Source organism: Clostridium pacaense (genome assembly GCF_020709765.2).
In the GTDB taxonomy this organism is placed as follows: domain Bacteria; phylum Bacillota; class Clostridia; order Lachnospirales; family Lachnospiraceae; genus Enterocloster; species Enterocloster hominis.
In genome coordinates this window covers 67679-81609 of record NZ_JAJFEB020000003.1, presented here as the reverse complement: position 1 = coordinate 81609, position 13931 = coordinate 67679, and the positions used below count along the sequence as shown (strand labels likewise).

General features: G+C 51.8%; 12 protein-coding genes. 1 reads left to right on the top strand and 11 read right to left on the bottom strand.

Annotation, left to right across the window (positions count from 1 at the left end; genetic code table 11):
• Positions 1-21 precede the first annotated feature (21 nt).
• From LK536_RS36490 to hflK, 6 genes are all read right to left on the bottom strand, one after another.
• On the bottom strand, positions 22-1074 hold the full coding sequence (locus tag LK536_RS36490; RefSeq protein ID WP_008721349.1) for a zinc-dependent alcohol dehydrogenase: 1053 nt from the start codon (positions 1072-1074) through the stop codon (positions 22-24).
• A gap of 101 nt (positions 1075-1175) precedes the next feature.
• The gene (locus LK536_RS36485) at positions 1176-1961 is read right to left on the bottom strand and encodes an SDR family NAD(P)-dependent oxidoreductase (RefSeq protein WP_008721347.1); all 786 of its coding nucleotides are present in this window, start codon (positions 1959-1961) and stop codon (positions 1176-1178) included.
• A gap of 5 nt (positions 1962-1966) precedes the next feature.
• The gene (locus tag LK536_RS36480) at positions 1967-3160 is read right to left on the bottom strand and encodes a CaiB/BaiF CoA transferase family protein (RefSeq protein WP_227795212.1); all 1194 of its coding nucleotides are present in this window, start codon (positions 3158-3160) and stop codon (positions 1967-1969) included.
• Between the two features lie 12 nt (positions 3161-3172).
• Positions 3173-4432: an MFS transporter gene (locus LK536_RS36475; RefSeq protein WP_227795211.1), complete on the bottom strand. Its 1260-nt coding sequence runs from the start codon at positions 4430-4432 to the stop codon at positions 3173-3175.
• A gap of 360 nt (positions 4433-4792) precedes the next feature.
• Positions 4793-5671, bottom strand: a complete 879-nt coding sequence (gene hflC / locus LK536_RS36470) for a protease modulator HflC (protein ID WP_008721341.1) — start codon at positions 5669-5671, stop codon at positions 4793-4795.
• Positions 5668-6783, bottom strand: a complete 1116-nt coding sequence (hflK, locus tag LK536_RS36465; protein WP_008721339.1) for an FtsH protease activity modulator HflK — start codon at positions 6781-6783, stop codon at positions 5668-5670. The genes hflC and hflK overlap by 4 nt, the downstream gene beginning before the upstream one ends.
• Positions 6784-7001: 218 nt before the next feature.
• Between hflK and LK536_RS36460 the strand changes: the two genes are divergently transcribed.
• The gene (locus LK536_RS36460) at positions 7002-8192 is read left to right on the top strand and encodes an iron-containing alcohol dehydrogenase (RefSeq protein WP_207301992.1); all 1191 of its coding nucleotides are present in this window, start codon (positions 7002-7004) and stop codon (positions 8190-8192) included.
• Between the two features lie 139 nt (positions 8193-8331).
• Here the strand turns inward: LK536_RS36460 and LK536_RS36455 are convergent, their stop codons facing one another.
• The 5 genes from LK536_RS36455 to gatC all read right to left on the bottom strand — a co-directional run bounded on the left by LK536_RS36455 (position 8332) and on the right by gatC (position 13877).
• Complete coding sequence (locus tag LK536_RS36455; RefSeq protein WP_008721336.1) at positions 8332-8907, bottom strand: hypothetical protein; 576 nt, start codon at positions 8905-8907, stop codon at positions 8332-8334.
• A gap of 195 nt (positions 8908-9102) precedes the next feature.
• Positions 9103-10392, bottom strand: a complete 1290-nt coding sequence (locus tag LK536_RS36450; protein ID WP_008721335.1) for an aspartate aminotransferase type Ic — start codon at positions 10390-10392, stop codon at positions 9103-9105.
• A gap of 235 nt (positions 10393-10627) precedes the next feature.
• Positions 10628-12067 carry an Asp-tRNA(Asn)/Glu-tRNA(Gln) amidotransferase subunit GatB gene (gene gatB, locus LK536_RS36445; protein WP_008721333.1) on the bottom strand — a complete coding sequence of 480 codons (1440 nt, stop codon included), beginning with the start codon at positions 12065-12067 and terminating at the stop codon, positions 10628-10630.
• Positions 12064-13560: an Asp-tRNA(Asn)/Glu-tRNA(Gln) amidotransferase subunit GatA gene (gatA, locus tag LK536_RS36440; protein ID WP_025483511.1), complete on the bottom strand. Its 1497-nt coding sequence runs from the start codon at positions 13558-13560 to the stop codon at positions 12064-12066. Before gatA ends, gatB begins: the two co-directional genes overlap by 4 nt.
• A 26-nt stretch (positions 13561-13586) precedes the next feature.
• Complete coding sequence (gene gatC, locus LK536_RS36435; protein ID WP_008721329.1) at positions 13587-13877, bottom strand: Asp-tRNA(Asn)/Glu-tRNA(Gln) amidotransferase subunit GatC; 291 nt, start codon at positions 13875-13877, stop codon at positions 13587-13589.
• Between the last annotated feature and the right edge of the window lie 54 nt (positions 13878-13931).

Below are 13931 nucleotides of genomic sequence, written 5' to 3'. Positions count from 1 at the left end.
CCTCCAGTCCGGCGCTGCCCCTTATGGAACCAGGATGATCCTCAGTCCCTCTCTGTTATCCAGCATCTTCATGGCTTTCTCAAATTCTGAGAACGGAAGTGTGTGGCTTCCTATTTCCTTGATATCCAGGCCGTTTGCCATCATATCCAGGCCCTGGAACCAGGTCTTGCGCTCATATGCCCTGTTGCCGATGATGCTTAACTGACGCATGGAAATCGTGGTCATGTCCAGGGTGGATTTTTCTTTTGGAAGACCGGAAATACCGATTTTTCCGTTTTTAGCCAGCATCTGGACGCCCTGTTCCACGGCGCGTGCATTGCCTGCAGCATCAAAGGCCACCTGCACGCCGCGTCCGCCAGTCAGCTCCTTGACGCGCTCCACCGGGTCGCACTCATCGCAGTTAATCGGGATGGCGCCCATTTTTTCAGCAAGGGCCAGGCGTTTCTTATCAACCCCAAGTCCGGTAATCATGACCTTTTCAATACCAATGTACTTTAAGACCTTGAGCATCAGCAGGCCGATGGCTCCGCAGCCCAGCACCACGGCGCAGTCACCCATCTGGGGACTTACCCGGTCAACCGCATTGATGGCAACGCCAAGGGCTTCCAACAGCGCGCCCTCTTCATAGGATACATTGTCGGGAAGGGGAATCAGGTTGGTGCCGCGGATGGCCACATACTCTGCAAATGCCCCCGGAAGGTCCGTTCCATAGAACGGGCGGTTATCACATATGTTGATCTGCCCTTTGGCACAGTAAGAACACACATTACAGAACAGCACGGGATTTACCACAACCCTGTCCCCAATCTTAAAATTCTTTGGGGCAGCCGGGCCGATTTCCGCTACTACCCCGGAAAACTCATGGCCGAAAACCGCCGGGAACTGGATATTGTAGTTCTTGGCAATCGCCTCATTCCACCCGTAAAGGGAATGGTCCGTGCCGCATATGCCGCAGGCCTTTACCTGCACCAGGATTTCATCCTCTTTAATCTCCGGCTTTGGAAAATCGGTCACATACTCCATGCATCCTGGCTTTGGGGCTGTTTTGATGATTGCTGACATTGTCTCACTCATAGTTCTATCTCCTCTCATTTTTCCCGGAGCGGTCCGGACTGCCGGGCGCGCTCCATTTATTAGAATCCTTGTAACTGAATAACCCTTTGTCCATGGACCCTTTACTGGCAGGACCAGCCTCCGTCCAGAATGGCTGTCTGTCCTGTTGTGTAGGACGACTGGGGCAGGCAGAAGTATAATACAGCGGCCGCCATCTCGTCCGTGGTGCCCATTTTCCCCAGCGGCGTCTTATCCAGCACGTTCTTAAGCCGGGCTTCGTCCGCCAGGAGGCCGGATACCATATCCGTCATCACATAGCCGGGGGCAACGCCATTGACATTGATCTGGTACGGTGCCAGGTCGATGGCCAGCGCTTTTACCATGGCCATCACAGCGCCCTTGGTAATGCAGTAGGGGGCAATGTTCTGCATGGCGGAGATACCTCTCTGGGAAGTCATGAACACAATCCGCCCTCCGCCTGTTTTGGCCATTTCCTTTCCGCATGCCTGGGCCAGGAAATACCCTGCATCCAGGTTCAGGTCAAATATCCTGCGCCAGTCCTCCCTGGTAACATCAAAGGTATGGCATCTGGGAAGGGCCATCCCGGCATTGGATACAAGGATGTCAATCCTTCCGTAAGCAGCTATGGTTTCAGATACAATCCTGTCAACATCCTCCTGCTTTGTCACATCGGCAGAGACCGCAATGGCCTCTCCGCCCGCCTCCCTGATATCTGACACGGTTGACTCCAGTTTCTCTTTCCTTCTGGCCGCCACCACGATTTTGGCTCCGGCCGCTGCCAGTGTCCCGGCGCAGGCAGCCCCGATTCCCGTACCACCGCCTGTGACAATCGCCACCTTACCGCCAAGATGTTCCTTAGGATCCACACTAAACCAATTTTTACCCATATTCCTTATTCCTCCTTTATTGATACTTTAATAACCCCTTCCTCTGCCATCCGTTTTGCCTGTTCCCCGGTATAGCCCAGCCTTAAAAGCAGCTCCCGGGAGTGTTCCCCCAATGCGGGCGGCGGCAGGGCATCCTTCAGGGACAGGGGAAGATTGGACATTTTATGGGGGATATTTGTCTGAAGCACCTTCCCGGTCCCGGGGAAGGCATGATACTCAATCAACCCATTATCCTGTTTCAATATATCCTCGATGGCTTCCCCCTTACTGAGCACGGGAGCCATACACAGATCCTTGTCACTGAGCCATTCCTTCCATTCCGCCAGTGACCTGGAAGCCATGATTCCTTCCATCCTGGAAAATGCTTCAGGCGCCTCATGCCTGCGGCACATCTGGACAGGCACCAGCTCCGGCGCCCCGGTCAGGCGGCAGAATTCCTTCCAGAACTTCTCCTCCACCATCCCTACCGCGATTTTCCCGCCATCCTTTGTATCATAGATGTTGTAGCACACAGCCGGGTACTCCAGGTCCCTTGCCTCAAGGCTGCCTCCATAAAAGTAATACCGGCTGTCCAGCATGCTGTTCCACCACACAAAGGAATCAAACATGGAAATATCAATATAATTCCCTTTCCCGCTGACGCTTCTCTGATAAAGGGCAGCCAGAATGGCCTGGGCGGCCACCATGCCGCTGGCCAGGTCGCACAGGTGCAGCGGGCTGGTCCTGCCTCCGTTTAAGGACAGGTACCCGGACTGGGCCTGCATGTTAATGTCATGGAGGGCCTTCTGGCTGTTGGGATGGAATTGCCCGTAGCCTGACAAAGAACAATATATGATGTCCGGCTTCACAGCCTTTATCTGTTCATAATCAATGCCCAGGCGGGCCGTGACCCCCGGCCGGAAGCTCTCCAATATGATATCCGACTTCCTTGCCAGCTTACGGAATATTTCCTTTCCTTCTTCGGATTTCAGGTTCACGGACAGGCTTTTCTTATTCCTTGCAAGCGCCGTGAAATAATAGCTCTCCCCATTCATCCTCGGTTCATCATGGCGGCAGAAATCCCCCCTGCCCGTATCCTCCACCTTGATGACCTCCGCGCCCATATCAGCCAGGACCTGTGTGGCATATCCGCCCGGAAGATATCTGGACAGATCCAGGACGGTCAAACCTGAAAACTCATTCTTCATTGTACAATCCACGATTCTCCTCCTTTATGCTGCCTTTACCTGATTTGCATAACGGCCTTTCACATACATGAGAAGCAGGCATACCACAATTCCTGCAACCCCGACCCCTATGGCGATACTGTAGGCATTGGCATAGGAAGTGACCATGACCGCGCCGTCCGGTCCCAGCATCTTTGTCTTGGCTGCAATCTGGGGGCCAAAGTAGGAACCTGATGCATAGCCAAGAAACATGATTCCATAGTTCACCCCGCTGTTCTCCATTCCAAATACCTTCTGGGTAAATGGCGGGAAGCATACAAGGACGCCTCCAAAGGCCGCGCCGATAAATATAAGGCAGGTAATGAAAAGCGGGATTGTAAATGCATTCCTCATAATGAACAGGGACAATATGGTCACTATCAGTATGATCAAAACAGTCTTGGCCTCCCCCAGCCTGTCACAGACACGGCCAAATCCCATCCGTCCCACAAAGTTGGCAAGTGCGCTGATTCCCACAATCCAGGAGGCTGCCGCCGTCCCTACTCCCAGCTGGGCCTGGGCAATCCCTGAAAGCGCGCCTACAAACATGATTCCTGTCATGCTGGCCAGACACATAAGCACGATCATCAGCCAGAAGCGCAATGTCTTAAGCATTTCCAAAGGTCCGTACTCCCTGTCCGCCTTTTCAAGGTTCGTGACAGAGGCAGGGATGGGAGGCGCCACCCAGTCCTTGCCGGGAACAGTCATGATCCAGCCCACTGCCCACACCAGTACAATATAGGCCGCCCCTATCACCGACAGCCCCTTGGCCCCAAGGCCCAGGCCGTTGCACAGGATTTCGCCGAACCTGGAGGTAAGGAATGGCCCAATGGACGCCGACATGAGTAAAAGTCCTGACATGGTCCCCTTTTTCTCCGGATACCATTTAAGCCCGGTGGCAACTGAGGAATTATAGATAAGGCCGGAGCCGATTCCGTTTACCACGCCGAAAAACAGATAAAACATGGGCACCGATGTGGTAAGCCCTCCCACCAGCCAGCCAAAGCCATAAAGAAAGCCTCCCAGATAAATCACGATTCTGGGACCGATCTTATCAACCGCCCTGCCGGAAAAAATACCAAGTGTGGCCGCAAACAGCTGTTGTATGGTATAAGCAATGGAAATCTGGCTGTCCGTTCCCCCCGTGGCCTCCATAATAGAAGCTTTAAACACAGAATAAGCTGAAATTCCCGCTGCCACGAAAATGACAATCCAGGATGCCGCAAATACCTTTTTCCTTAAGCTGTAATCTTGTGCAGTTGCCATGTAATACCCTCCTTCATCATTTTGTTATTTTTTTAACAATTATTGCGCAGATGTCTCCCGGAGATTGCATCTTAGACCAGGGGGTGGTAAAAGTGTTGACTCAATCTTAGGTTATCTTTATTATATAGCCATTCATTATACATATCCAATTGAAAGCAATGTGCTTTTCGTGCACTTTTTATAGGGTTTTTCTATGAGTCCGGATTTTTATATGTATATTTTGTATTATTATCCCACCTCATTCCACGTATCCATTTGCTTTTTTAACAAACAAAGACAGGCGTATCGATGGTTTTCATCAATACACCTGTCTTTCTTCCATATATAATATCAAATATAATATCAATTCATGGCTATAACTTAATTACCAGACAATATCCGCGCAATTTCACTATCCTCGTTCAGGATAACCGTCTTGTTATCCCCCCTCAGGGAAGCCTTTATGGCATCCAGGGAACGCACGTAATTATAGAAATCCGCCTTGGCCTCATCATTATAGGCTTCGCTCAATATCTGCATGTATCTTGCCTCGCCCTCGGCCTTGATCTTCTCAGCCTCCGCATCGGCCTTGGCCACGGTTTCCTTCACGGTCTTGTCAGTCTCGTTCTTAATCAGGGAGGACTGGTATTCCCCGTCCGCGGTATACTGGGCCGCGATGTTGTTACGCTCGGAAATCATCCGCTGGTATACCGATTCCTTGTTGGAATCCGGCAGATCCAGCTTCTTTGTCTCCACTGCATAGATATGGATGCCGTAGGAATCCATGGCAGTGCCGATGTTGTCCGTGATTGTCTTTGCCAGGTCGCCGTCGCGCCCGGATATGATGTCCGCCTGGTTGGTGGAACTGAGCACGTTCTTGATTGAGTTATACACCACATTGCCCAGCCTGACCTCTGCCTTTTCCTTGCTGGCGTTTAAGGAGGACAGGTACTTGACCGGGTCGTTGATATCCCAGATGACAAAGGAATCCACGGTCATCACCTTCTTATCCTTGGTGGTCACGTCGCTGGGGTACAGGTCCGATATCATCTTGTACCTGGGTATCTTCTGTACGGACTGGAGGAAAGGTACTTTTAAGGAGGGGCCTGCGCTGTCCTCTATGCGCACCACCTTCCCGAACTGTATGATCAGGCTGTATTCATTGGCCCTTGTCACCACTACCGGGTTGAAGATGGTGACGGCCATCAGGACGATTACAACAATCCCTATGTTCCTCATAAACTTTGTCAGTGTCCTCATTCCTGGGTACCTCCCTTCTGGCTGTCACTTACAAAAGAATCCAGGGGCAGCATGGTCTGGGTGCCGTCCGAACCATTGACAATGACCTTGAGGCCCGGAAGCAGTTCCTCCATTGTCTCATAGAACATCCTCTTCTTCGTGATCAGCGGGTACTTGGCGTACTCCTCATACATGTCGTTGAAACGGGATACCTGTCCCTCCGCCTCGCTGATACGCTGCTGCCTGTAAGCCTCCGCATCCCTGGCAGCCTTATCCGCCCTGGCATTGGCCGCCGGCAGCTGCTCTGACTGGTACTTCTTGGCCTCGTTTATCTTGGTGTCCATGCCCTGTTTGGCATCCTCCACTGCCTTGAACGCATTGTTCACTGCCTCGGTGGGAGGCTCCGCATCCTGTATGGTCACATTGACAATCCCGATTCCGATGTCCTCCTGCTCCAGGCGCTCGGAAAGCAGTGCCTTGACCCTGGCCTGTATCTCGGATTTGCCGGTGGTGATGACCTCGTCCACGCTGTAGGACCCCACCGTGTCCCTGATATAGGACTGGGCCAGGTTCTTAAGGATGGATATGGCATACTGGCTGTTGATATAAGCCTTGATGGGATCCACAATCTGGTATTCAATATAGAAATCCACGTTCACAAAGTTGAAATCCTTGGTTATCATCTCTGATTCAGAAGGAATGGATACCGTGTTTTCCGGCCCTCCCTCCCCGTCATCCACCCTGCTGGACGCATTGATATGGCTGTTAATGAGCGGCGCTCCGCCTGTCTGGGCACTGTAATCCGGGTCATAGCCAATGGGCATGCCCCTGATTTCCTTGGACATCTTATACACCTTCTGTATGAAGGGATACTTGAACTTAGGTCCCGAGGTCATGACGCTGGAAGGCCTTCCGAAGGTGGTGACCACAGCCATCTCATTCTCGGACAGCGTATAAAAGGAATCCAGGGCAGCTACCGCCACCAGCACCAGGATGATTATGAACTTAACAGGGCGCAGCATCCGCTTCATCTTCTTATTGCTTTCCGCGCCATTGTCAATGACAACTTCCGGTCCGTCTTTTCCGCTTTTCCCGCCAGGACCCACAAACTTCTTACCCATAAAAAAATTCATTCAGGCTCTCCTCCTTTTGCATAATTATTATCAGTATATCACAGCTTATCTCCCCATAATAGTTTTTTTATCTTTATATTTATTACAAATTGCACAATATCCGTGGTGGAATACCGGTATTCCTTTTTCATACCTACCCATACATGGCAAACCATGCTATCATATAGTTGTTAAAGAAATAACAAATTAAATAAATTTTACATATACTGGGAGGTATTATCATGAGATTTACATTACCTAGGGATTTGTATCACGGCAAGGATGCGATTGAAGCATTAAAGACACTGACAGGAAAGAAAGCATTTGTTGTTGTGGGCGGCGGCTCCATGAAGCGTTTCGGATTCCTGGACAAGGTTGTGGATTATCTGAAGGAAGCCGGCATGGAAGTAGAGCTGTTTGAAGGCGTTGAGCCAGATCCTTCTGTTGAGACTGTCATGAAGGGCGCAAAAGCCATGGAGGCTTTCCAGCCTGACTGGATTGTTGCCATGGGCGGCGGTTCACCCATCGATGCTGCCAAGGCCATGTGGGCATTCTATGAGTACCCCGACACATCCTTTGACGATTTAATCATACCATTTAATTTCCCGACCCTGCGCACCAAGGCAAAATTCTGTGCGATTCCTTCCACATCCGGCACTGCCACGGAAGTGACCGCATTTTCCGTTATCACTGATTACAGCAAGGGAATCAAATATCCTCTTGCGGATTTCAACATCACACCTGATGTGGCTATCGTTGACCCGGCCCTGGCTGAGACCATGCCGAAGAAGCTGACCGCGCACACAGGTATGGATGCCATGACACATGCCATCGAGGCATATGTGTCAACCCTTAACTGCGAGTATACGGACCCGTTAGCCCTCCATGCCATCGAGATGATTAACGGGTATCTGATACCATCTTATAACGGTGATATGGAAGCCCGTGATAAGATGCACGATGCACAGTGTCTGGCCGGAATGGCATTTTCCAATGCTTTGCTTGGAATCGTCCACTCCATGGCCCACAAGACCGGTGCAGCATATTCAGGCGGCCACATTGTTCACGGTTGTGCAAATGCAATGTACCTGCCAAAGGTTATTAAATATAACTCCAAAGAACCTGAGGCCGCTGCAAGATATGCTAAGATTGCCAGATTCATCAACCTGGAAGGAAACACAGACGAGGAACTGACCGATGCCCTCATTGCACGTATCCGTGAAATGAACAAGGCTCTGGATATCCCAACCTGCATCAGGGACTATGAAGGCGGGATCATCGATGAGAAGGAATTCATGGATAAGCTGCCAACCGTTGCAGAACTGGCTGTAGGTGATGCGTGCACGGGTTCCAACCCAAGGGCCATCACTCCTGCTGAAATGGAAAAGCTGCTGAAATGCTGCTTCTATGATGAGGAAGTCACATTCTAATGCCCCCCTAACGTGTTAGAGATATCTCTAATACACTCCATATAAACGGTTTGTTTTTACTGCCCGAAAAGAGGCGGAAAGGATTCGACCTTTCCGCCTCTTTTCACGTCCGGATTTTTCCAGGCACCGAAACACCGTTTTACCGGCTTACCAGGAGCCGTTCCATATACCGCAGATACCCGCACAGCCCAATCACCAGGAACACTTCCAGGATGCTGGTGATAAAACCTGCCCGCAAAAGGAGCAGGCAGGCGCAGGCAGCCATAAGCCACATGATATTCCATGCCTGCCTGTACCTTGGCCTGTCCCTGCTGCTGAGGAAACGCAGGAAGCCTACAATACCCAATGCCAGAAGGATGGGGGATAAAAATGCCAGCAGCACGTGCAGATGGGCTTTTAAGGGATATTGTTCCGGGGTATAGGGAATCATAACCGCTGTAAGGAGGAATGCCGCTGCGGTGTACACCAGGCTTTTCCCGGCAATGTTCCTGTATCTTCCTATATTAAAGAGATAGCGGACATAGATGCAGTAGTATATTCCGGTAAAAATGCCCCAAACGGCAAACAGTAACTTATGGCCTGACAGATTGCCAAGAACGGAAAGGTTTGTGTCGGTCCAGCTGTCAAGGGATGCTAACAGTACCGTTGCGCCCGGTACTAAATAGATGGTAAAGAGATCGTATTTGCCTTTAAACCGTCCTGAAGCGCCTTTCATGGCCCCTGGCCTCCTTTATCAGATGTTCCTGCCGCATAAGCGGCTTATGATTGCATCGGCCTTCCTGAACAGAGCAGGCTCAGCCGCAAAAACGGAAACAGGGAGCAGGTCCCTCCGGATGGATGAACCGCTCCCTATCATTATCTGATAAAGATCCTGTTTTTACACTTGAATCATTTTCCTTAAAAGGGTACTTTAATCCATGCCCTTTAACAGCTTCTCAACACTGGAAAGCTTCACGCACAGGGCAAACAGCTCAGATGCGGTAACCAGATCGCCTAACGGCGGATAGGTCGGGGCAATACGGATGTTGTTGTCCTGAGGATCCTTTCCATATGGATAGGTTGCCCCGGCAGGAGTCATCACAACGCCGGCCTTCTTGCATCTTGCAACGATGTCCTTTGCACAGCCGTCCAGGGAATCAAAGGAAATGAAGTAACCGCCCTTTGGCTGGGTCCACTCCCCGATTCCAAGGCCGCCCAGTTCCCGTTCAAGGATTTCTTCCACTGCCTCAAACTTGGGACGGATGATGTCCGCGTGCTTTCTCATGTGTTCCACCATTCCGTGGATATCCCCGAAGAAACGCACGTGCCTTAACTGGTTTACCTTGTCATGTCCAATGGTCTGGTTCTTCAACTGTGCCTTGATGTCCTCCAGGTTGTTGTGGGAGGTGGCAAGGGCCGCAACGCCGGAACCAGGGAAGCTGATCTTGGAGGTGGACGCAAACTTATATACCAGATCCGGGTTGCCTGCGCGCTTACACTCTGCCAGGAGTTCAATCAGGTGGTCCTGGTCATGGTCGTAGAGATGGTGCACACCGTATGCATTATCCCAGAAAATCCTGAAATCAGGCGCTGCCGGCTCCAGCCTTGCAAAGCGGCGCACGGTCTCATCGGAATAAGAATAGCCCTGTGGGTTGGAATACTTGGGAACGCACCAGATTCCCTTGATGGAATCATCCGATGCCACCAGCTCTTCCACCATATCCATATCCGGACCCTGGGGAGTCATGGGGACATTAATCATCTCAATGCCAAAATACTCAGTGATGGCGAAATGACGGTCATATCCGGGAACGGGGCATAAGAATTTAACCTTATCCAGCTTGCACCATGGGGTATTGCCCATGATTCCGTGGGTCATGGCGCGGGATACCGTGTCGTACATAACGTTCAGGCTGGAGTTGCCGTACAGGATAACCGTGGAAGGATTCACTTCCATCATGTCAGCCAGCAGTTCTTTTGCCTCGTCAATACCCGTAAGCACGCCGTAGTTGCGGCAGTCGGTCCCGTCCTCGCAGGTCAGGTCATCATTGCTGCTGAGGACATCCATCAGTCCCATGGAAAGGTCTAACTGCTCCACACATGGCTTGCCTCTGGACATATCCAGCTTTAAATCCTTACCCTGCATTTCGCGGTACTGTGCCTTCAGTTCCTTGCGCAGTGCCACAAGTTCATCTTTGGTCATCTCTGCATATGGCTTCATAATATCCTCCTTGATACCCTTCATTATTCTTTTTACTCTTTTGTAGCCAGCAGGCGTACATCTGTCAGCCACCAGTTTACACTTTCGTGCATTGTACATAAGCATACACCAAGTGGGGCTTTCCGTCAATACAAAAATTTCTTATATTGGTGAAAGTTGTGCTTATGTTTCCCTTCTCTTTTTGTGCCTTTACTTATAGAGTGCCTTTTTGGGACCGTCCATTCCTTCTCTACGATCAGCGGGACAGCATCTCCTTCACGATCCGGTTCACCATGGCAGGGTCCGCCTTACCTTTCATGGCCCGCATGGTCTGGCCCACAAGATATCCCATGGCTCTTTCCTTGCCCCCATGGTAGTCCGCCACGGACTGGGGATTGGCCGCGAATACGCTTTCAATGGCACTGCGCAGGGCGCCTTCATCATTTACCACCTTCAGCCCTTTTTCCTCCACGTATGTTTCCGGCTCCACATCATTTGAAAAAATCTCCTCAAACACGGTCTTTGCAACCGTGCGGTTGATATCCCCCTGCTCCACCATCCGTATCAGGGACGCCAGGTTGGAGGGTGAAAAACGGATATCGTCCGTGTCCATCTCATGTTCCTTTAAAAGGCGCATGGCCTCCACCATAAGCCAGTTGGACACTTCCTTTGGACGGTTGCACAGTCTGACCGTTTCCTCAAACAAATCAGCCATGTGCTTGGAACTGGTAATCAGCCCGGCATCATACTGGGGAAGTCCGTATTCTTCCATATAACGGGCGATTTTCTCCGTGCGCAGCTCAGGCTGCCTTGCCCTGACATCCGCAATCCATTCATCGCTTATGATTACCGGAACCAGGTCCGGGTCCGGGAAATACCTGTAATCCTGGGCATCTTCCTTGGAGCGCATGGCTTTGGAGCTTTCCTTGTTGTCATCCCAGCGCCGTGTTTCCTGGATTACCTTTTTGCCCTCCTCCAGAAGTTCAATCTGGCGCTTCCTCTCCCCCTCAATAGCCCTTGCAATGGCCTTGAAGGAGTTTAAGTTCTTCATCTCCGTCCTGGTGCCCAATTCCCGGGCGCCCGCTTCACGGACAGACAGGTTCACGTCCGCGCGCATGGAGCCTTCCTGCAGCTTACAGTCAGAGGCGCCCAGGTACTGGATGATCAGACGCAGCTTCTCCAGGTATGCGATTACCTCCTGGGCATCCCTCATGTCCGGCTCGGATACGATTTCAATCAAAGGCACACCGCTCCTGTTATAATCCACCAGGGAACAGTCCTCCCACTCATCGTGGATCAGCTTGCCTGCATCCTCCTCCATGTGGATTTCATGGATTCCCACCTTTTTCTTTACCCCGGATGCAGTCTCTATCTCCACCCAGCCATCGTGGCATATGGGAAGGTACAGCTGGGAAATCTGATAGTTCTGGGGGTTATCCGGATAAAAATAATTCTTTCTGTCGAATCTGCAGTATTGGTTAATCCGGCAGTTGGCCGCAAGGCCCACGGCCATCGCATACTCCACCACCTGTTTATTCAGCACCGGAAGGGAACCCGGCATGCCCGTGCATACAGGACATGTGTGGGTATTAGGCGCTCCTCCGAATGCAGTGGGGCAGGAACAGAATATCTTGGTCTTGGTGGCCAGCTCCACATGGACCTCCAATCCGATTACGGTTTCATACTGTCTGCTCATGATATGGCCTCCTCTTTCCCGGAATGTACATCCAAATGGGACATATCCGGCATCTCCCGTTTTCCTGTGCATTCATATGCATAGGCTGCCCGGATGATATCCTTTTCCTTAAAACAGTCCCCAATAAGCTGCAGGCCGATGGGAAGTCCCTTTGAATCCCTGCCGCAGGGAACGCTTATCCCTGGCAGGCCTGCCAGGTTCACGGAAATGGTGTAAATGTCGCCCAGATACATTTTTAAGGGATCCCTGAGGGATTCCCCGAGGCGGGGGGCCGTGTCCGGGGACGCAGGCGCCAGGATTACGTCGAAGCGCTCAAAGGCACGGTCAAATTCCTGTTTAATCAGGGCCTTTGTGCGCAGCGCCTTCAGATAATATGCGTCATAGTAACCGGAGCTTAATACAAAGGATCCCAGCATGATACGCCGCTTCACCTCAGGCCCAAAGCCCTCGGAGCGGCTCTTTTTATACATGCTGTGAAGCCCGTCATAGTCCGGCGTGCGGTATCCGTACTTCACGCCGTCAAAGCGTGAAAGGTTGGAACTGGCTTCCGCGGATGCGATAACATAATAGGCAGGGATGGCATAGTCCACCAGCTTCAGATCAAAGGTTTCCACCACGGCTCCCTTTTCCTTTAACACCCGGGCCGCTTCCAGCACCGCTTCCCTTACCTCAGGATCCAGGCCCTCTCCCAGATAGCTTTCCGGGACGCCGATGCGCATGCCCTTCACATCATCCACAAGGGCGGAGGTAAAGTCATAGCTGTCCCGTCTGACAGAGGTGCTGTCCTTGGGGTCGTGGCCTGCCAGCGTTTCCAGTATGGCCGCGCAGTCAGATACATCCTTTGCCACAGGCCCGATTTGGTCCAGGGATGAACCATAGGCAATCAGGCCGTAGCGGGACACGGTCCCGTATGTCGGCTTGATTCCCGTGACGCCGCAAAAAGAACTGGGCTGGCGGATGGAACCGCCGGTATCCGAGCCAAGGGCGTAAAAGCATTCACCGGCAGCCACAGCCGCACAGGAACCGCCTGAGGAACCGCCCGGAACATGTTCCGGGTTCCAGGGATTCCTGGTGACGCCAAAGGCCGAGGTTTCCGTGGTGCTCCCCATGGCGAACTCATCCATGTTGGTCTTTCCCAGGATCACGGCTCCTGCCTGTTCCAGGTTAAGGACTGCCTGGGCCGTGTAGGTGGGTATGAAATTGTATAGTATCCTGGAACTGCAGGTGGTCTTAAGTCCTTTTGTGCACATGTTGTCCTTCACGGCCATAGGCACCCCGGCCAGGGGGCCGGTAAGGGTTCCTGCCTCAATCCGTCCCTGTACCTCTGACGCCCGTTTTAACGCTCCCTCCTCATCCACGGTCACATATGCGTGGATGGACGGCTCCAATGCCTTTATCCGCTCCAGGGCCGCCTGGACGGCCTCCACGGCCGTCACCCGGCCCTCCTTAATATACCTGCCCAGTTCAAGGGCGGTTAATTCTGATAATCCCATTCTTCCTGTCCTCCTGCTCTGACTCCCTATACGGTCTTCGGGACCTTGAACGCCCCATCCTTCTGTTCCGGCGCATTGGCAAGGATATTGTCACGGTCCTCCCCGCCAGACACCACATCCTCCCGGAACACGTTGCTCACAGGAAAGATATGGGTCATGGGTTCCACTCCCTCTGTGTCCAGTTCATTCAGCTTGTCAATATAATCCAGCATGCGTCCCATATCCTTTTTGGCTTCCTGCTTTTCTTCCTCTGAAAGCTCCAGCTTGGCCAGGATACCCACATACTCAATGGTCCCGTCATCTATGATATTTGCCATGATTTTTACTCCTTTCTATCTGCAGACTGCTGCGCATCCATACCATCTACGGCT

Bases quoted from the DNA above. Each gene is read 5' to 3' on its own strand.
- LK536_RS36490 (WP_008721349.1), bottom strand. From the start codon at position 1,074: ATGAGTGAGACAATGTCAGCAATCATCAAAACAGCCCCAAAGCCAGGA.
- LK536_RS36485 (WP_008721347.1), bottom strand. From the start codon at position 1,961: ATGGGTAAAAATTGGTTTAGTGTGGATCCTAAGGAACATCTTGGCGGT.
- LK536_RS36475 (WP_227795211.1), bottom strand. From the start codon at position 4,432: ATGGCAACTGCACAAGATTACAGCTTAAGGAAAAAGGTATTTGCGGCA.
- hflC (WP_008721341.1), bottom strand. From the start codon at position 5,671: ATGAGGACACTGACAAAGTTTATGAGGAACATAGGGATTGTTGTAATC.
- hflK (WP_008721339.1), bottom strand. From the start codon at position 6,783: ATGAATTTTTTTATGGGTAAGAAGTTTGTGGGTCCTGGCGGGAAAAGC.
- LK536_RS36455 (WP_008721336.1), bottom strand. From the start codon at position 8,907: ATGAAAGGCGCTTCAGGACGGTTTAAAGGCAAATACGATCTCTTTACC.
- LK536_RS36450 (WP_008721335.1), bottom strand. From the start codon at position 10,392: ATGAAGCCATATGCAGAGATGACCAAAGATGAACTTGTGGCACTGCGC.
- gatB (WP_008721333.1), bottom strand. From the start codon at position 12,067: ATGAGCAGACAGTATGAAACCGTAATCGGATTGGAGGTCCATGTGGAG.
- gatA (WP_025483511.1), bottom strand. From the start codon at position 13,560: ATGGGATTATCAGAATTAACCGCCCTTGAACTGGGCAGGTATATTAAG.
- gatC (WP_008721329.1), bottom strand. From the start codon at position 13,877: ATGGCAAATATCATAGATGACGGGACCATTGAGTATGTGGGTATCCTG.